This window comes from Paenibacillus dendritiformis, from assembly GCF_945605565.1.
In the GTDB taxonomy this organism is placed as follows: domain Bacteria; phylum Bacillota; class Bacilli; order Paenibacillales; family Paenibacillaceae; genus Paenibacillus_B; species Paenibacillus_B dendritiformis_A.
The window spans coordinates 5,630,345-5,648,335 of record NZ_OX216966.1; the positions used below are offsets into that span (position 1 = coordinate 5,630,345).

General features: G+C 56.6%; 15 protein-coding genes. 9 read left to right on the plus strand and 6 right to left on the minus strand.

The genetic code is table 11. The features are described from left to right. The first annotated feature begins 118 nt into the window (after nucleotides 1-118). The gene (locus NNL35_RS25290) at nucleotides 119-382 is read left to right on the plus strand and encodes a metal-sensitive transcriptional regulator (RefSeq protein ID WP_006675029.1); all 264 of its coding nucleotides are present in this window, start codon (nucleotides 119-121) and stop codon (nucleotides 380-382) included. Nucleotides 383-590: 208 nt separating this feature from the next. Here the strand turns inward: NNL35_RS25290 and NNL35_RS25295 are convergent, their stop codons facing one another. Both NNL35_RS25295 and NNL35_RS25300 read right to left on the minus strand, forming a co-directional pair. Continuing rightward, the gene (locus tag NNL35_RS25295) at nucleotides 591-1,232 is read right to left on the minus strand and encodes a topoisomerase II (protein WP_254553849.1); all 642 of its coding nucleotides are present in this window, start codon (nucleotides 1,230-1,232) and stop codon (nucleotides 591-593) included. A gap of 1,163 nt (nucleotides 1,233-2,395) precedes the next feature. Next, nucleotides 2,396-3,304: an EamA family transporter gene (locus NNL35_RS25300; RefSeq protein WP_006675031.1), complete on the minus strand. Its 909-nt coding sequence runs from the start codon at nucleotides 3,302-3,304 to the stop codon at nucleotides 2,396-2,398. Nucleotides 3,305-3,790: 486 nt separating this feature from the next. Here NNL35_RS25300 and NNL35_RS25305 point away from each other — a divergent pair, with 486 nt between their 5' ends. The 7 genes from NNL35_RS25305 to NNL35_RS25335 all read left to right on the plus strand — a co-directional run bounded on the left by NNL35_RS25305 (nucleotide 3,791) and on the right by NNL35_RS25335 (nucleotide 13,236). Next, nucleotides 3,791-5,077, plus strand: a complete 1,287-nt coding sequence (locus tag NNL35_RS25305; protein WP_006675032.1) for an ABC transporter substrate-binding protein — start codon at nucleotides 3,791-3,793, stop codon at nucleotides 5,075-5,077. An 81-nt stretch (nucleotides 5,078-5,158) separates the two neighbouring features. Next, on the plus strand, nucleotides 5,159-6,043 hold the full coding sequence (locus NNL35_RS25310) for a carbohydrate ABC transporter permease (RefSeq protein WP_006675033.1): 885 nt from the start codon (nucleotides 5,159-5,161) through the stop codon (nucleotides 6,041-6,043). Continuing rightward, nucleotides 6,043-6,861: a carbohydrate ABC transporter permease gene (locus NNL35_RS25315; protein WP_006675034.1), complete on the plus strand. Its 819-nt coding sequence runs from the start codon at nucleotides 6,043-6,045 to the stop codon at nucleotides 6,859-6,861. The genes NNL35_RS25310 and NNL35_RS25315 overlap by 1 nt, the downstream gene beginning before the upstream one ends. Nucleotides 6,862-6,906: 45 nt before the next feature. Then, entirely contained in the window at nucleotides 6,907-8,652 is a 1,746-nt protein-coding gene (locus tag NNL35_RS25320) for a sensor histidine kinase (RefSeq protein WP_006675035.1), read from the plus strand. After that, a complete protein-coding gene (locus tag NNL35_RS25325) occupies nucleotides 8,649-10,154 on the plus strand; it encodes a response regulator transcription factor (RefSeq protein ID WP_006675036.1) in 1,506 nt (501 codons plus the stop codon). The genes NNL35_RS25320 and NNL35_RS25325 overlap by 4 nt, the downstream gene beginning before the upstream one ends. Nucleotides 10,155-10,183: 29 nt before the next feature. Further along, nucleotides 10,184-12,373 (plus strand): alpha-galactosidase, encoded by a 2,190-nt coding sequence (locus tag NNL35_RS25330; protein ID WP_006675037.1) that lies wholly within the window; start codon nucleotides 10,184-10,186, stop codon nucleotides 12,371-12,373. Between the two features lie 194 nt (nucleotides 12,374-12,567). Continuing rightward, nucleotides 12,568-13,236 (plus strand): 3'-5' exonuclease, encoded by a 669-nt coding sequence (locus tag NNL35_RS25335; RefSeq protein WP_006675038.1) that lies wholly within the window; start codon nucleotides 12,568-12,570, stop codon nucleotides 13,234-13,236. Between the two features lie 63 nt (nucleotides 13,237-13,299). Here NNL35_RS25335 and NNL35_RS25340 read toward each other — a convergent pair whose 3' ends face one another. Continuing rightward, the gene (locus NNL35_RS25340) at nucleotides 13,300-14,958 is read right to left on the minus strand and encodes an MFS transporter (protein WP_006675039.1); all 1,659 of its coding nucleotides are present in this window, start codon (nucleotides 14,956-14,958) and stop codon (nucleotides 13,300-13,302) included. 177 nt (nucleotides 14,959-15,135) lie between these two features. Between NNL35_RS25340 and NNL35_RS25345 the strand changes: the two genes are divergently transcribed. After that, a complete protein-coding gene (locus tag NNL35_RS25345; RefSeq protein ID WP_006675040.1) occupies nucleotides 15,136-15,762 on the plus strand; it encodes a TetR/AcrR family transcriptional regulator in 627 nt (208 codons plus the stop codon). A gap of 108 nt (nucleotides 15,763-15,870) precedes the next feature. Here NNL35_RS25345 and NNL35_RS25350 read toward each other — a convergent pair whose 3' ends face one another. From NNL35_RS25350 to NNL35_RS25360, 3 genes are all read right to left on the minus strand, one after another. After that, entirely contained in the window at nucleotides 15,871-16,695 is an 825-nt protein-coding gene (locus tag NNL35_RS25350; protein WP_006675041.1) for an aldo/keto reductase, read from the minus strand. Between the two features lie 215 nt (nucleotides 16,696-16,910). Beyond that, nucleotides 16,911-17,426 (minus strand): spore coat protein GerQ, encoded by a 516-nt coding sequence (gene gerQ, locus NNL35_RS25355; protein ID WP_006675042.1) that lies wholly within the window; start codon nucleotides 17,424-17,426, stop codon nucleotides 16,911-16,913. A gap of 90 nt (nucleotides 17,427-17,516) precedes the next feature. After that, nucleotides 17,517-17,942: a cell wall hydrolase gene (locus tag NNL35_RS25360; protein ID WP_006675043.1), complete on the minus strand. Its 426-nt coding sequence runs from the start codon at nucleotides 17,940-17,942 to the stop codon at nucleotides 17,517-17,519. Between the last annotated feature and the right edge of the window lie 49 nt (nucleotides 17,943-17,991).

Consider the following 17,991-nt stretch of genomic DNA (forward strand, 5'->3'; position numbering starts at 1 on the left):
TTATTATTTAACAGAAATATTTAACGTTATTTTTAATAACCTTATAACGCTTTTTGTCGGATTTCGGGTATACTATACCTATACGCGTATGTGTGTGAGCAGAAAGGAGGGAAATCGTATGAATCATTACTCGGATGACGTGAAAAAACGGCTGAAGCGGATTGAAGGACAAGTGCGCGGAGTGCTGCGCCTGATGGAAGAGGGAAAACCGTGCAAGGAGGTCGTAAGCCAACTGTCGGCTGTGCGGAACGCGTCGGACAAGGCGTTAGCCCAGATCGTGGCGGATAATTTGCAGCACTGCCTGCTGGAGGAGCAGGCTTCCGGCGGAGACACGGGGAAGATCGTGAAGGAAGCGGTAGAACTGCTGGTCAAGAGCAGATAACGAAAGGGAGGGCATCGCTGCCGCTCCCTTTCTTCTTGATCTGATTCGCTTTACGTGCACTGTACCGGCGGGGTTTCCGGCCGGAGGCGATGGCTGCTCACGGCCGTGTCATGGGCTTGCTTCCGTTCCCGCATGCGCCGCTACAGCCTTTTCGTGTTACATTTTTGTTAACGATCCGCAAGCTGCATCTGAAATTAAAGCGTATTTCTTATGGCTGCAGCGATGATTCTACCACCTGGCTAATATGTTCGTACATTTCCAGGTACAGATCCCGCAGTTCGTCATGGGCCTGCACCGCCTCCAGCACGATCTCGTCCAGCTGCCGCTGAATGTTCCAATAGGCGCTGGCAGGGTTGCCCTCGCGGAGAGGCTCCAGAATGAAGTTGAATTCCGGAAGTGCCCGGAACCATTGCTCCCTTCTTGCGGCAAGCTGATCCGCTTCCTCGTCAACCCGCGGCAGGTCATCGACATTCAGATATATTCCTTGTCGCTCCAGCACCAGGCCGCCTGCGGGGATAGAGAGCTCGCATTGGGCGACCAGCCGCATTCCGGATGAATCTCCGCCATCCTCCTTGTCGCATTTCATCACGACTAGCCGGAAGCCATCCGCTTCCCATGCTCCCAACGGCACCGTCACCTGCTCTGCCCCGCGCACGGCTTGGAAGCCATAGACTTCGCGCACGGTGACCGACCGATCCGGGATCACGGTCAACTGCAGCGGATCCCCCGTTCCTCGGCCGGCCGGGCTGCCGAATGACATCTCATTCCCCCTGGCCCAGATGAGAATAATCATAAAAAAAGTGCGGGTCCGCCCCATAAACACATGTCCGCCGCTGCATACGATGCGCATAGAAGGGTTGACTGACAAGTCGCATTCCTCTTTTCATCTCATAATATTTGAAAATTTAAATAATTAATTAGAATGAATACGTATATTTCTCTATTATGGACCATTCTCCCTGTATAGTCACCCTTATTTTCCGCCGCTGCAGGAAGTACCCGCTGACGTGGGCGATAGGCGGGTATGATGCGCTCCTTCCTGCGCGTGGCGGGAATGCACGTTTGACGTGAAGCCGCAAAACGCGCCGCGACTGTGCGGGCTGTTCGCACGGCCGCATGTGGCCGTGGGCTGGCTGGATGCGCAGCTGCAAGTGGCAGCGGCCCATGGGCGGGACGGGCGCGCTGCCGATGGGGGCAGCTCCCACCAGGCAAGCTTGGCACGCTGCCAGATGTAGCAGCTTCCCCGTCCAGCCTGGACCCGCCGCAGCCGCATAGGAATGCTGCAAAATGGCAGGATTTTTACCACAGCCGCTTGCCCCGGCCGGCAATCCTGCAAAAATACATCAATTTTACCTAAAATCGCTATAATTACTTCAAAACAGTAGAATTTCTGCACTTTTGCAGGAATTCTTCAATATGTCCCCACCAAAGCAATAAAAAACTGTAATTTTGCAGGATTTCCTTCAATCAGTACAGCGTGCAGACAATTACAGCGCATTATTTACTTAACCGTACTCCCTCTTTCGGCGTTCCATAGCACAGTCGCTGCCCAAAAGCCTGATTTGTCTCACTGAAGCTACTCGAAGGCACACGCTCCCTCATCTAGTTCACTAATCCTACCTCAGGCCCCGCACCATCATCGGGCGCACCAAGCTACTCGAAGGCACACATACCCTCATTCAGCTCACTAATGCTACCTCTGGGCCTCACACCATCATCCGACGCAGTGAAGCTCCTCATGCCTCGTACCATCATCCGGCGCACCAAGCTACTCGAAGGCACACATACCCTCATTCAGCTCACTAATGCTACCTCTGGGCCTCACACCCTCATCCAGCTCACCGAAGCTACTTTCAGGCTCACGCACGATTCGCCTGTAGCGCATAAAAACCGGGAGCCCTCGGCTCCCGGCTTGTCCCGCGCCAGCTGCGGATTCTCCGCCGCTGGCTGCAAATTCGCCCGCGCTGGCACCTTCGCTGGCTACAGACTCGCTTGCACCAGCACCTGCGCTGGCTACAGATTCGCCCGCGCCGGCGCACGCCGATGCCGCTCCTGGCGCACATACGCGAGCTGCGGCAGACAGATGCCCGCGAAGATCAACGCGATCCCCGCCCATTGGAGCCAGCTGACCTGCTCCTGCAGCACGGTGACGGACATGATGACGGCGGCGGGCAGCTCGGCCGCGCCCAGAATCGTGCCAAGGCCGGGTCCGATCTTCGGCACGCCCAGGCCGAAGAAGACGCCGGGAACGAGCACGCCCAACAGCCCCATGACGAGGCCGTATTTCCACAAGCCGGACGCAAGCGCGCCGTCGGCAAGGAAGGTCGGCGGGAACACGAGGAACAGGCTGGCCGCCGCTCCGGTGGTCAGCGACAGGCTCTTGTTCAGGATGGGCATATCGGTCGCGACACGCCCGTTCACCATAATATAGAAGGCGAACGATACGGCGGAGATGAGGCCGAAGATCGCGCCCTTCGCGGTCAGGCCGGACAAGCCGTGGTCAGCGAGTCCCCCCGCAAGCACCGTGCCAACGAGCAGGATCAGGACGGAGAGGAGCTTGGCCCGATCCGGCCAGGTCCGGTTGATAAGCGCCTCCAGCAGGACGCCGATCCATGTAAATTGGAACAAGAACACGACGGCGATCGAAGCAGGCAACTGCTCGACCGCGATCCCGTATGAAATCGAGGTGCAGCTGACCGACAAGCCGCAAACGAGCAGCACCAGCACCTGCTTCCCGCTCACCCTCCGCCGGGAGAACAGAAGCGCGGCGGCGGCCAGAAGCAGCCAGCCGAAGAAATATTGGCTCCCGATAATCTGGGGCACGGTATATCCCTCTCCGATCCCGAGCTTCATAATCGAGGATAATGTCCCATAGCTGCAGGCGCCGATGAAGACCAGCAGCGCATAACGAAATAATTTCATAGTCTACTACGCTCCCTTCTTGGTGAAAAACTGTAAATCCACGCAAAAAACCCCCTGTCACTTGACAGGGGGCGAACGAAACCAGATGCGCTCACGAAGCGGTAACCCGTGCGCGCCTCCGCAAAATTTCGCCGCTCAATCCATTGGACTGAGTTTGGTTGCTAAGCCGAACGTTTCTGCACCGTTCATTGTATAGAGGACAACGGACAATGTCAATGCTTTGGGAGCCGATCGGCAGCTTGCTTCCATCGGCTTCTGCTATAATGAGGCTCTGCTCGCCGAATAGCAACGCGCCGTGTTGAACCGGACCCGCGGAGAACGCAGTCACAACCGCTTCGTCCCCCCGAACAGGCAGCAATGCATGTATCGCCATTATATGGAATCTTGTTTAAAAAAGAGCGCTTTCATCGTAGATTAGGTCGTATCAGGCAAAATGAGAAGTTGATAGAATGGTGGCAACGCTTACAACTAGGAGGTCTCAATCACATGAAAACCAGATTCATGAAAGGGGCAGCCATCGCCCTGGCGGCCATTATGCTGCTGGCCGGATGCTCCAGCCGCTCGGGAGATACGGCAACCGACACCGAACCGGCGAAAAAGAACCAATCGGCATCCACGAAAATCACCGTCGACAGCAGCGTGAACGATCCGGTGGTTCAACGCGCATACAAAGACATCGTGGCCGCATTTGAAGAAGAAAATCCGGACATCGAAGTCGACCTGCAATTCCCCGGCTCGGAGCATGATAATATTTTGAAGGTCAAAATGGCGGCGAACGAAATGCCGGATATCTTCGATACGCACGGCTGGGCACAGGTGCGCTACGGCAATTACTTGGCCGATCTGCGCGATGAACCATGGGTTCCTCAGCTAACGGACACGATCAAGGATGTCGTCACAGACAAGGACGGCAAAGTATATGCGCTTGTGCTAAGCGAAGCCAAGGACGGCTTTACCTACAACGCCGACCTGTTGGAGCGATTGAATATTCCCGTGCCGTCCACGTTCGACGAGCTGATGGCGGCGGCCGACAAGATCGTGAAGGAAACGAACGGCGAGACGGTGCCTTTCCACTTCTCCGGCATCGACGATTGGACGATCGGCCAGTACTTCGATCTGATGGCGACCCCGCTCCTCATCAGCCCGGAGCAGAATGAGAAGGAAGCGCTCCTGAATGGAACCTTTGACTGGACGAAATGGACGCCGCTCCCGGAAAAATTCCAGGAGATGCACAAAAAGGGCTACATCAATAAAGACGTCATTACGGCGAAATACAGCGATGCCTCCCGCCAGTTCGCGGAAGGAAAAGTTGCCTTCGTCATGGTCAATCCGAGCTTTGCCGAAGAAGTGCGCAAAATGAACCAAGAGATGAAGATCGGCTATATGCCTGTGCCTGCGCTGGTTGCCGGCGACGAACCGAGCTTCTCGGGCGGCGAGCGCTTTACGATGGGCGTATGGAAAGACACAAAGAATATGGAAGAAGCAAAAAAATTGCTTGCCTTCTTCGCCAAGCCGGAGAACATGAGCAAAATCGCGAATGTCACCATGCTTCCTCCGGGCCTCAAGGGCGTTGATGCGAAGCACGAATTCTCGCCTTATTATGAGCAGTACAAGGATGTCCGCGTATTCCCTTACTTCGACCGCGTTTATTTGCCGAGCGGAATGTGGGACGTCTTGTGCAAGCAGGGCACGGAGCTTCTGGCGGATCGCATTACGCCGGAGCAATATTCTGAAGTGATGAAGCAGGAAGTAGAGCGATTGCGCAACAGATAGATAGACGACTCGCGCAGCAGAAGAGGGCCTTGTTCATTCGAGCAAGCCCTCTCTCTATGAGAGGTCAGGAGTGAGAACACGATGAATACGAACAGAAAACGGTCGTCCGGCAGCGTGCTGAATCTCTTTTATATTCCCGCCTTGGCGCTGTTTGCCGCCTTTGTCTTTTATCCTTTTATGAAGGGAATTCAGATCTCGTTTACGAACTGGGACGGCTACTCCCAAGATTTCCGCTGGATCGGCTTCGAGAACTATCGCCGCATGTTCTCCGATCCGCAGATTGTCAACGTGATGAAAAACACGATCATTTACGGCGTCGGCAGCACGGTGCTGCAAAATATACTCGGCCTGCTGTACGCTTTATATTTGAACCGCTCGATACGGGCCAAAGGGCTCATCCGTACCATCGTTTATTTACCGGTCATTATCAGCCCGCTCATCATGGGCTACATTTGGTATTTTGTGTTCCAATATGACGGAGGCGCCTTGAACGATATTATTTTATGGTTCCAGGACGAGCCGATCAATTTATTAGCGAATGCGGATATTAACGTATGGATCATTACGTTTGTCAATACGTTCCAATACATGGGGATTGCCATGGTGATCTATTTAGCCGGCCTGCAGTCGATCTCGAAGGAGTACTATGAAGCGGCGCAGATCGACGGCGCCTCATCGCTCAAGCAGTTCCGCAACATTACGCTGCCGCTGCTTGCTCCATCGATTACGATCAACGTCGTGCTCAATCTTATCGGCGGACTGAAGCTGTTCGATGTCATTATCGCCATGACGAACGGCGGACCGGGCTATGCGTCCTCCTCGCTGTCCACCTTGATGTATCACCTGTATTTCTCCAGACAAGACGCGGGGTATGCGGCTTCGCTCGGCAACCTGATGTTCGTCATCATCTCCGTCATCAGCATGTCTGCGCTGTACTTCTTGCGAAGAAAGGAGATGCAGCAATAATGAAAGCATACAAAAAATGGCTGATCGCCATCGGTTCGATCATTGTCATTGCGCTCCATACCATTCCGTTTTATATTTTATTGACCAGTTCCTTCAAGGCGGCCGACGATCTGTCTTCCAAATGGGCCTTTCCGGGGTATGTCTATCTCGACAACTTCTTGAACGCCTGGAATGAAGCGAATCTCGGCAGAGCGTTCATCAATAACATCCTGATCACCGGCATCGCTGTCGTGCTCGTCGTCGCGAGCGGCTCGCTGGCCGCCTATCCGCTGGCCCGGCATCAGACGAAGTGGAACAAGTTCATGTACATGCTGTTCATCTCGGTGCTCATTGTGCCGCCGCTGGCCATTTTGGTCCCCTTGTACCGCTTCTATGTCGATATCCATGCCTTGAATACGTACTGGGGAATTATTTTGATTCACGTGACGTTCAACCTGCCGATCACCATCTTTTTATTTACCGGGTTCATTGGCACCATCCCGAAGGATCTGGATGAGGCCGGCATGATCGACGGCTCCAGCCGTGTCGGGCTGTTTTTCCGGCTGATCATGCCGCTGCTGAAGCCGGTTACAGCCACCGTCATTATTTTGGCGGGCGTCGCAATTTGGAATGACTATCAGTTCTCGGTCTTTTTTCTGGAAAAAACAGAAGTGCGAACCATCACCGTGTCGTTGGCGAAATTTTTCGGACAATACAACAGCAATATCGGTTGGGTCGCCGCCGGATCGCTGATGGGAGCGCTGCCGATTACATTGGTCTACTTGGCGCTGCAGAAGCAGTTCATACACGGCCTGTCTTCAGGCGCCGTCAAAGGATAAACAGAGTTACCGGTTCGCATCCGCACCGCAATTGGGGAGGGCATCATGATTTCGCAGAAATTGCATTCGCTTCGGTCGAAGCTGCTTGTGCTGTATTTCATCATCCTGATGATTCCGATGCTTGTCATCGTTTATGTGATGCCCTCCTATTTTTACAACGTCATTACCGAACGGACTTCGAAGCAGACGGAGACGATTTTGGAGTCGCTGTCGAAAAATATGGAAACCTATCTCGATGATCTGGTGCGGCTGACCATTACCCCCTACTTGAGCGACGAAGTGATGAACGCCTTGAAATTAAAAGCGAGCTCCCGCTACAGCACCGTGGACGATTATACGAAGCTGCTCTCGGAACGCGCCCTGCGCAACGGGTTGCCGAACTTGATGCGCAATCTGCGCAGCGACATTCTGGGCATCGTGCTGTTGCCGTTGGACGGCTCGACCTATATGCTCCCCTCCTCGCAAGGAGGACAGATTACCGAAAATTATTCCTTCCGGAATCAATCCTGGTACAAAAAGGCGGTCGAGGCAGACGGCAAGACCGTCTTCATTAGCCCGCATCCGCGCTACTACGTGACGAACCCGGCCGTATCGCATGCGTTCTCCGTCGCCCGGCTGATCCAGGATCCGGACTCGCGGCAGCCGTTGGCCGTGCTGATGGCGGATGCGGATCTGTCCATCATCAACCATCTGGTCAAGGACATCGAATTCGACGTATCTTCGATTGTCAGCATCTATGACCAGGACAATCAATTGATCTTCTCCAATCATCCGCTGTCGGAGAAGATCCAGCTTCAAGCGGTGCAGCCGGGCGACATGGTCGAGGGCGAGCGCGACTCCTATGTCAAGATCGCCAAGCAGATGAGCAGCTCGGGTTGGAGCATCGTCGTGCTGCTATCCAAGACGGAATTAATGAACAACATCCGCTGGTTCTATATCGTCGGCGGCTTGTTCGCCATTGCTGGAATCGCGGCGACGTTCCTGCTGTTCAAGCTGCTGTCGCGCTGGATCATCAACCCGTACCACAAGCTGCTCGCCGCGATGAACCGCTTCCGGCGCGGAGACTGGCAGTCGCGCATCGAGATGAGGAACGGGACGGGCGAAATCCATGAGCTGTCGCTCGCCTACAATGCGATGGCGGATCAAATCAGCGACATGGTCAAGCGCGAATACATCGCCAAGCTGCAGTTGAAGGAAGCGGAATATCGCGCGCTGCAGTCGCAGATTCAGCCGCATTTTCTCTACAATACGTTAAATGGATTTATCGGCCTGAACCGGATGAATAAGCGGGATGTGCTGGAAGAAGCCATCGTATCGCTCAGCCGGATGCTGCGGTATACGCTGGAGGATCGGCCCAAAAGCACGCTTCGGGAGGAGTTCGATTTTTTGCAGCGCTATTGCGAGCTGCAGCAGTTGCGCTTCGGGAATAAGTTCACGTTCCGCATCGAACATGACGAGGCCGTCGGAGATGCCATGATTCCGAAGCTGCTGCTGCAGCCGCTCGTTGAGAACGCCATCATTCATGGCATCGAGCCGCTCAGGCGCCCGGCCTTCCTGCAAGTGCAGGCCATGGAGGTGTCGGTCGATGGGGAGCCATGGCTCTCGATTGCGATGAAGGATACCGGGAAGGGCTTCGATGAATCAGCCGTCCGGCCGAATGCGGTCGGGCTGGCCAATACGAAGGAACGATTGCGCCTCCTCTATCCGTCGGCAGCCTTTGCCGTTCAGAGCGCGGTGGACGAGGGCACGAGCATTACGATTCAAATCCGCAAGGAAGAAGTGAGTCCATGAAAATTCTCATTGCCGATGATGAATATTTGGTACGCATGACGCTGGTGAGCATGATTCAAGAGATGCCGCACCCGTTCGGCATATGCGGGGAAGCGGAGAGCGGAGAGGATCTGCTCGAACTGCTGCCGGACTGCAGGCCCGACATCGTGCTGCTCGATCTGAGAATGCCGGAGATGGGCGGGCTGGAAGCGATGCGCCTCGGGAAAGCTCTTTCTCCACTGACGCAGTGGATTATTTTGACCGGATTCTCGGACTTCGACAGCGCCCGGGAATCGGTCAAGCTGGGAGCGGCCGATTATTTGCTGAAGCCGTCTAGCGCCAAGGAATTGGAACAGGCGCTGCTGCGGGTCGCCGGGATCGTCCGGGAGCAGCGCAGCCTGCTGTATAAGCAGTTCGAGAGCAACTTGAACGCCGCCTTTTCGGGCTGGGTCGATCCTCACTTATCATGCCACGATCCGTTTATTGAGCAGGCGCAGTATATGGGCATCTCGTTCGCGATTGACAGCAGCCTGAAGGAACGGGAGAAAGCTTTCCATCAGCAGTACTTTTCCCGGCTGCGCCAGAAGATGGAAGCGGCCGTGTCCGAATCCTTCTATCCGGCGCTGTTCCTGCTCCCCCATGGCCATATGGCTCTTATCGGCGCCTGGCTGCCGGAGCGGGAGCAGGAAGGAAGCCGGGCGATGCGCAGGCTGCTGCGCGAGCTGGAGGATGAGGCGCAGACGGCAAGCGGCGCGCAGGCTGCCGTGACCGTGACGCTGTTCTCTACGGGAATATGCGCCTCGCTCCAGGAGCTGCGGCACGAGTTGAACGAATGTGCCCGCTTCGCTCCCTTGCGCGTAACAAGAGGGATAGGCAGGCACTGGAGCAAGGAACTGCTGATCGGATCGCAGTCTGGGATTCTGGCAGAATTCAGCCGGCTGTGGCTCGATCTGAGCGAGGCCTATAAGGGCCGTCACTACTTGTCCTATATGAAGACCGCCGATCGGCTGTGGCAGCTGTTCCAGGCGGAGCGCTTGTCCGCCTGCTCCCCGTCCGTCGCGCAATCGATTAAGGCGTATCTATCCGTCACGATGAACCGGCGGATTGACATCTGCAGCGAGAACTGGATAGAGGGGCTTCACGAGGCCGGAGACAGCCTGCTGCAGCACCAGGCTTCCAAGGATTGCGGCTCCACGATGATTGAACAGGTCATCTCCTATCTGGAGCAGCATTATGCGAGCGAGATTACGTTGACGGAGCTGGCGCGGGATTTTCATGTCACGCCCAACTATTTGAGCACATTATTCCATCAGACAACGGGCACGACGTTCGTGAAATACGTGATGCGGCTGCGGATGATGCGGGCGAAGCAGCTGCTTGCCGACCCGTCGCTGCAGGTGCAGCAGGTTGCCGAGCAAGTCGGCTATTTCAGCACAAGACACTTTACGAAGTGCTTCTTCGAATTCGAGGGATGCTCTCCCTCCGAATATAAGAAAAAACGGAAACGGCAAAATATGCAGTAGCCGCTATGTACGTCACGGGAGGGATCACGTTGAAGATTGACTACAACGAGGCGGAGCAGCTCTTTCACCTGCAGACGCCGAACACAAGCTACATCATGCAAGTGGTGAAGGGCGGCTATCTCGCCCATATCTATTGGGGGCGCAAGCTGAGAGGCATTCACGCCCTGGAGCGAATCCCTTATGTGGAGCGATGCTCGTTCCATCCGAATCCGGATCCGCGAGACCGTTCGTTCTCGCCCGATACGCTCCCCCAAGAGCTGCCGGGGTATGGCTGCGGCGACTTCCGCCATCCCGCCTATGAAGCGCGGCAGGCCCACGGAGGGACGGCGTCCGAGCTGATGTACCGGCGCCATGCGATTATCAGCGGGAAGCCCGCTCTGGAAGGGCTGCCAGCGACCTATGCCGAAGCCGATGAAGAAGCGATGACGCTGGAGATCGAGCTGGAGGATGCGGTCACGGGCCTGCAGGCAATACTGCGGTATACCGTATTCGCGGAGCATGACGCCATTGCGCGTTCCGTCTGCTACCGCAATGCGGGCGGTGCGGCGATGAAGCTGCAGCGGGCGCTCAGCATGAGCGTCGATTTCCCGCATGCGGAGTTCGACCTGCTCCGCCTGCCGGGCGCCTGGGCGCGCGAGCGCCATATCGAGCGGCACCCGCTGGCGGCCGGCACGCAATCGGTCGAGAGCCGCCGCGGCTCAAGCAGCCATCAGCACAATCCGTTCATTGCGCTGCTGTCGCGGGGAGCGGATGAAGAGCACGGCGAAGTGTACGGCTTCAGCCTCGTCTACAGCGGAAGCTTCCTGGCCCAGGCGGAAATCGATCAATTCCGTTCGACGCGCGTCTCGATGGGATTGAATCCGTTCGACTTCGAATGGCTGCTGGAGCCGGGCGAATCATTCCAGACGCCGGAAGCGGTCATGGTCTATTCGGCCGCCGGGCTGGGCGGGATGTCCCGGACCTATCACCGGCTGTACCGCACCCGGCTCTGCCGCGGCCGGTACCGCGATCGGGAGCGGCCGGTGCTGGTCAACAACTGGGAGGCCACCTATTTCGATTTTACCGCAGACAAGATCGAAGCGTTGGCCGGCGGCGCCGCTGAACTGGGAATCGAGCTGCTCGTGCTGGACGACGGCTGGTTCGGGAAGCGCAATGATGACCGCAGTTCTCTGGGCGATTGGTTCGTGAACACGGAGAAGCTGCCGGGCGGATTGGCGGATGTCGCGAAGCGGGTCAATGCGCAGGGGGTTCAGTTCGGCCTTTGGTTCGAGCCGGAAATGATCTCCCCGGACAGCGAGCTGTACCGCGCCCATCCGGATTGGTGTCTGCACGTCCCGGAGCGGAGACGGACGCAGGCCCGCTCGCAGCTTATTCTGGATTTCTCCCGCGAGGACGTGTGCCGTGCGGTTGCGGACATGCTCACCGGTATTTTGTCGAGCGCCCCGATCGCCTATGTCAAATGGGATATGAACCGCAACATGACGGAGATTGGCTCGGCCGCCCTGCCGCCCGAGCGGCAGCGGGAGACGGCGCACCGCTACATGCTGGGCGTGTACCGCGTCATGGAGCAGGTGACCTCCGCCTTCCCGGAGGTGCTTTTCGAGAGCTGCTCCGGCGGCGGCGGCCGCTTCGACCCGGGGATGCTCTTCTACATGCCGCAGACGTGGACAAGCGACAATACCGATGCCGTCGAGCGCCTTAAGATTCAATACGGCACCAGCCTCGTCTACCCGGCCAGCGCCATGGGGGCGCATGTATCGGCTGTCCCTAACCATCAGATTGGGCGCGTTACCTCACTGGAGATGAGAGGACATGTCGCGATGTCCGGGAATCTAGGCTATGAGCTCGACCTGACGAAGTTCACGGAGGCGGAGAAGACGGAGGTCAAGGAGCAGGTGGCGTTCTACAAATCGGTGCGCGCTCTCGTGCAGCACGGGGACATGTACCGCCTCTCCAGTCCGTTCACCAGCCCCGTGACGGCATGGATGTTCGTCTCCGCGGATCGCAAGGAGGCGCTGCTCGGCCATTTCCGCGTGCTCGCCGGGCCGAACCCGGCGATCGGCCGCATCAAGCTTCGAGGTTTGTGCCCGGATACCATGTACCGCCTGGAACAGACCGGCCGCATTTATGGCGGCGATGAACTCATGTACGCAGGGATTCATGTGCCGCAGATGGAGCATGATTTCTGCAGCATCCTGTACCGTTTTACCGCTGTGTAAAAGATAGACCGCCGTCTTTGCCCTTCACGGCAGAGGCGGCGGTTCCATTTGGCGCTCCTTCCGTTTGGGCCGGTTGCTTCCCTTTGGGCCGCTTCTTTCCGTTTGTCCCTCCTATCCAAGTAGTTCCTTCCAACCTGACTTGTCTTTTATGGTAAAATACAGAGAGACTAAATGAACAGAACAGGAGTAAGCCCATGTTAGCCATCATCTATGACCTGGAAATGACCGTAAAGCGGAAAAAAGGGGAATTCGCGGAGATTATCGAGATCGGCGCGGTAAAAGTAGCGGAGCAGGACGGCAAGGCCGCCATCGTCGACACATTCCAAGCCTTCGTCAAGCCGACGCTCTCCCCCAAGCTGTCGCAGGATACGGTTAATTTCACGGGCATCCGCCAGGAAGACGTCAACGCTTCTCCCGTCCTGCAGGATGTGCTGGATCAATTCGTCGCCTGGATTGATACGGAGGATTACGCGCTCTGTTCCTGGGGTCCGGACGACAAAGCCCAGTTCCTGAAGGAATGCCGCATGAAGCGCATCCCGCTCCACTGGCTGCGCAACCACAACAATTTGCAGAAGCCGGTGTCCCTGGTCATGAACCGGGGCAGCCACCAGCAGGTCGGGCTGAAGACCGCGCTTGACACGCTGCAGGTTCCGTTCGTCGGCACGCAGCACCGGGCGCTCGATGACGCATACAATACGGCGCTCATCTACATCCATATGATCGATCATATCCAGCTTCAGCGGAATGAAGTTCAGGAGCATCCGAGCTACGAGAGCGCGGTCGTCTACCGGGACGAGCCGGAAGACGATACGGATGCGAATCCGTTCGCGGCGCTCGCCCGGCTGCAGCTGCCGAAGGAGTGAACCGGGGCGAAGCGCCGGACAGCGGGCGGCCGGACGAGCCGGATCGTTCCGCCCCAGCCCTGGCTATCGGCTCCTTGTACGCCGCTTGTCGCTGATCCAGGCGAACGGAATACCCAGCAGGAGCAGCCAGCAGGAGATGACGAAGGTGCGGCTGAAGGCACGGGTGGCCGCTGCCCGATAGTCATCCTCCACCTGTCCCAGCAGCCGCTTCACTTCCTGCATCTGGCCGTCCAGATGCTTCGCGAAGACCTCCCGCTGCTCCGGCGGAAGCTCGGCGGCGGCACGGGCCCCTTGCTCCTCTATCCCGGCAAGCGCCGTCTCGGCGGACAGCTTCGGCGATGCCATGTTCGCGGCCGGAGCGGGAGCCGCCAGCTTCTCCGACAACTGCTCCTTGAGCGCGTCATCGAGCACCGTGTTCGCTCGCAGCGTGTCAGCCGCGAGCAGGCGCGCCTCCTCCAGTTCCTGCGTCATATTGGACTGCAACATCGTGACGATAAGAGCGACGCCGAGCGCACTGCCCAGCGCCTTGGTCATATTGACGACCCCGGACGATATGCCGACCTTCTCCTCCGGCACATTGCGAACAGAGGAGGCCATGACCGGCACGATCGTCATGCCCATCCCGAATCCCGCCAGCGCCAGCCGGGCCACGACGTCCATGACGGTCGAGCGGGCCTCCAGACTGCCAAGCCAATAGGCGGCTGCGCCCATCATCGCAAGCCCGGCCACCGCGAACAAACGGCTGCCGAAGCGATTGGACAGCGGCCCGACGACTGCGGAGGAGAGCATTGAGCCCAGGGCGACGACCGACAGCAAGAGGCCGGCCCGCAGCTCGGACATGTCCATCATTCGCGTCAGGAAGAATGACGTCAAGAAGAAAATCACCATCAATCCGGCGCCGACGATAAACATCGTAATCGCCGCCCCGTTGAACGCTCTAATCTTGAGCATGCCAAGCGGCAGCATCGGTTCCTTCCCCTTCCACTCCGCGATGAAAAAAAGCGCCAGCAATAGCCCTCCCCCGCCGAGCAGCAGCATAATCTGCAGAGAATCCCAACCGTATTCATTCGCTTGAATCAGACCGTACGTCAGACTGAACATCGCGGCCGTAATGGCCAGCGTCCCCGCATAGTCGATGCGCCGGCCGGAAGTTGGATCATACGACTCCTTAATGAAGACGAGCGTCAACAGCATACAGATGATGCCCAGCGGCACATTGACATAGAAAATCCACTGCCAATTCAGCTTCTCCGTCAGAACTCCGCCAAGCGCCGGGCCGCTGGCCGCAGCCAGGCCCGAAATCGCTCCCCAGATGCCGATGATCGTTCCATGCATCTCCTTCGGGAACAGATTCGTCGCCATCGGCACCGTCACCGGCACGATAATGGCTCCCGCCAAGCCTTGAACGACCCGCATCGCAATCAGCGTTCCCGCGTTCGGCGCAAGGCCGGCGAACAGCGAGGCCAGCGTGAACAGCAGCACCCCCGCCAGAAAAATTTTCTTCCTTCCGAACTGGTCCGCCAAGCGGGCCGCCGTCATAATAAAGACGGCGAACGCAAGGTTATACCCGTTAACCACCCACGAAATTTGCCCGACCGACCCGCCGAAATGCCGCGCCATCTCCGGCAGCGCAACATTGACGATAGTCGTGTCCAGCAAGGCCATAAAAAATCCGAGAATAATTGCGGTAAAAGAAACCGTTCTTCGCAGCGCAAGGTTCATACGCCTTCCACTCCTTCGCCTTAAAATATGAACTATAGTTCACTTTTTGAATTATATGAACTTTAGTTCATGTTTGTCAACGATAAATTTGAACTAGAGTTCATATTTCATTGACAGAGCGGAACAGTTCCTCTACAATCAACTACAATCGTTATCATTAAGGGAGGGAGCGGCTTCGTGAGCAAGGGGAAGCAGACAACCCGCACACCGAGCCAAGATCGGAGCATACGAACGAGAGAAGCGATTTTGCAGGCATCGATGCGCCTCTTCTCCGAGAAGGGCTTTCATCAGACGAATACGAAGCAGATTGCGGCGGCGGCCGGCGTCTCGACCGGAAGCTTTTACGCTTACTTTGCCGACAAACGGGAAGTGTTCGTGGAGGCGCTGAAGCGGTATAATCAACATTTTATGGACACGTTCAATGCCTCGCTGGAGGAAGTTGATTTGCAGAACAGCGGGGTGCGGCCGGGGATTGCCCATGTCGTGGACAGCCTGATTCGGAGCCACGATGTCTATACCGAATTCCACAATGAACTGGAAGTCATGTATCAATCCGATGCGGAAATTAAACAGTTGATGGATGAGCAATACGAGATAGGCCGGAGGCTTACATTGGAGTATTTGAACCTGACACGGGACCAGCTGCGCGTCACGGACATCGAAGCTGCGTCGTTTGTCGTATTCGAGACGCTGGACAGGCTCGTGGACACGATCGTGTTCTCCGCGCTGCCCGTCTCATCCGAGCGGATCAAGGCGGAGACCATCGACATGATTGCCTCTTATTTGCTCGGCGTGAAGGAGTAGTGTGCCTGTTCCCGGTTCCTCGTTCTCCAGGCACAAGCAAGAACCGCCCGGCATCTGCCGGACGGTTCCCTGTCTCCGGGACGCAGGTCCCGAATATATCAGCTATCTTTACGCGTTATTGAATTCATCCGGATTCGGACCGACGCGCTTATCCTGATTCAGCCCGTTGATATCGGCCATTTCTTCTTCCGCAAGCTCGAAGTCGAATACATCGAAGTTTTCCCGGATGCGCGATGGCGTGACTGATTTAGGAATGACGATGTTCCCCTTCTGCAAATGCCAGCGAATCACCGTCTGCGCAGGCGTCTTCCCATGCCGGCCCGCGATCGCCCCGATCGTCTCGTTCGTCAATATATCGCCGCCCTGCATCAGCGGGCTCCAAGCCTCCAACAGAATCTCGTTGCGCGTGCAGAATTCCCGCAGCTCGTTCTGAGCCAGGCGCGGATGGCATTCCACCTGGTTGACGGTCGGCTTCACGCTGCATTCCTGCAAAATCCGCTCCAGATGCGGGATATGGAAGTTCGATACGCCAATCGCCCGCACGCGGCCGTCGGCATACAATTTTTCCAACGCTTTGTATGTATCGACATACTTATCGTTCGCAGGCACCGGCCAATGAATCAGATACAGGTCTACATAGTCAGTGCCCAGCTTGTGCAGACTGGCATCGAACGCCCGCAGCGTCTCGTCGTAGCCTTGATCGGAATTCCATACTTTGGTCGTCAGGAAAATATCTTCGCGATTCACGCCCGACTCACGCATTCCCTCGCCTACGCCTGCTTCATTCTGATAGATCGCTGCCGTATCAATGAGGCGGTATCCAATCTCCAGCGCCGTCTTGACCGATTCTTTGACTTGCTGCCCTTCTTCTACGCGCCATACCCCCAGGCCAAGCTGCGGCATGCGCACACCATTATTCAAAGTAACGATCACGTTAACAACCTCCTCATTAGTAAAAAAGTGATTCCATACAGATACTGCGCGATGGCGCTCCCTCTATCCAGTATAGCCCCATTCCGCGCCCCAAATCAAACACTGTCCTATATTACCCGAACGGCGCTGCATCCAATCTCTCCCCCTGCCGCCCCCCGGGACAAGCCCGCGCCAGAAGAATAGCCGCATCCGATGGAAGCGGCCTGGATGAACGACTATGCCTCATCCTGCAGGCGCGGCGTCACGCCTGGATATTGATATGCCAACGGCTCGTCGAAGGTCGCATAATCAAAATTGACCATCAGCATCACGATGCGCTGGCCCGTATTCGGATCGCTGATAATAATATGATCGCGTCCCGCTGCCTCCAGCACGCCGCGGAACACCTTCGCGTTCCATTGGGAGTTATTCTCGTAGGTCATGTAGAAGGTGCCGACTTTGCCCAGGTTCAGCCGGAAAATGTTTTCGATGTAGGACTCTTCGAACATCGGGATCGCCGCAGGCATGACCGTACCGCTTGGCGTCATCATGCTCCCGCTTGGCACCGACGGCGGAACGGCAGCTCCCTGCAATTGCTGCGGCATCATATACCCGGACGTCGTCGGGGCGGCCATATACGGGGTCGGTGTCGGGGGAACCATACATTTCGACCCGCCCCAAGATCCGCCCCAAGATTGCGGCTGATACGCCTGCGGATTGGAATACCCATACGTGGAATAGCTGTAACTCATCTTGCACTCTCTCCTTATCAGCCTTTACGGCTTTTTATTTGTTGTGTCACAAGCGATGGTCATGCTTAACAGCCACTGCAGGATGGAGACTTACCGGTACACATCCGGACAATCGTCGCCAGACGGGGCAAAGAAGCAATGGGCCTTAAACCGCCCGGCATTCGGCTGATTGTACCAGGTTGCCGGACATTCTCCCGACGGGCGGAAGAACCACAGCGCGTAAGTAGCTGGCCATGTACGCTCCCCGTTGATGACACGCCTGGCCAGTCGGATTTCGGACTCACGCGGCCTTTGATAGAAATAGCTTTTCTGAACCGCTTCGTATCCTCCCGGGCTCTGATATACCATATCTCTCATCGTCCTGATATTCCTAAAATCAAGACAGTTCGCTAAAATGCGATTCACCCCGACATTGCCAACCATCAGCATGCCGAGTTCTCCTTCGCCTTCCGCTTCGGCCCGCAGCAGCCGCGCCAGCAGCCTCGCGTCTTCGGAATTTGCTTTGATGACCGCCATCTTCGTCCGCTCCCCTCCTTTCTTTCGATATCATCATATGTGCAGGCGC

Bases quoted from the DNA above. Each gene is read 5' to 3' on its own strand.
- NNL35_RS25290 (WP_006675029.1), top strand. From the start codon at position 119: ATGAATCATTACTCGGATGACGTGAAAAAACGGCTGAAGCGGATTGAA.
- NNL35_RS25295 (WP_254553849.1), bottom strand. From the start codon at position 1,232: ATGCGCATCGTATGCAGCGGCGGACATGTGTTTATGGGGCGGACCCGC.
- NNL35_RS25300 (WP_006675031.1), bottom strand. From the start codon at position 3,304: ATGAAATTATTTCGTTATGCGCTGCTGGTCTTCATCGGCGCCTGCAGC.
- NNL35_RS25305 (WP_006675032.1), top strand. From the start codon at position 3,791: ATGAAAACCAGATTCATGAAAGGGGCAGCCATCGCCCTGGCGGCCATT.
- NNL35_RS25310 (WP_006675033.1), top strand. From the start codon at position 5,159: ATGAATACGAACAGAAAACGGTCGTCCGGCAGCGTGCTGAATCTCTTT.
- NNL35_RS25315 (WP_006675034.1), top strand. From the start codon at position 6,043: ATGAAAGCATACAAAAAATGGCTGATCGCCATCGGTTCGATCATTGTC.
- NNL35_RS25320 (WP_006675035.1), top strand. From the start codon at position 6,907: ATGATTTCGCAGAAATTGCATTCGCTTCGGTCGAAGCTGCTTGTGCTG.
- NNL35_RS25325 (WP_006675036.1), top strand. From the start codon at position 8,649: ATGAAAATTCTCATTGCCGATGATGAATATTTGGTACGCATGACGCTG.
- NNL35_RS25335 (WP_006675038.1), top strand. From the start codon at position 12,568: ATGTTAGCCATCATCTATGACCTGGAAATGACCGTAAAGCGGAAAAAA.
- NNL35_RS25340 (WP_006675039.1), bottom strand. From the start codon at position 14,958: ATGAACCTTGCGCTGCGAAGAACGGTTTCTTTTACCGCAATTATTCTC.
- gerQ (WP_006675042.1), bottom strand. From the start codon at position 17,426: ATGAGTTACAGCTATTCCACGTATGGGTATTCCAATCCGCAGGCGTAT.
- NNL35_RS25360 (WP_006675043.1), bottom strand. From the start codon at position 17,942: ATGGCGGTCATCAAAGCAAATTCCGAAGACGCGAGGCTGCTGGCGCGG.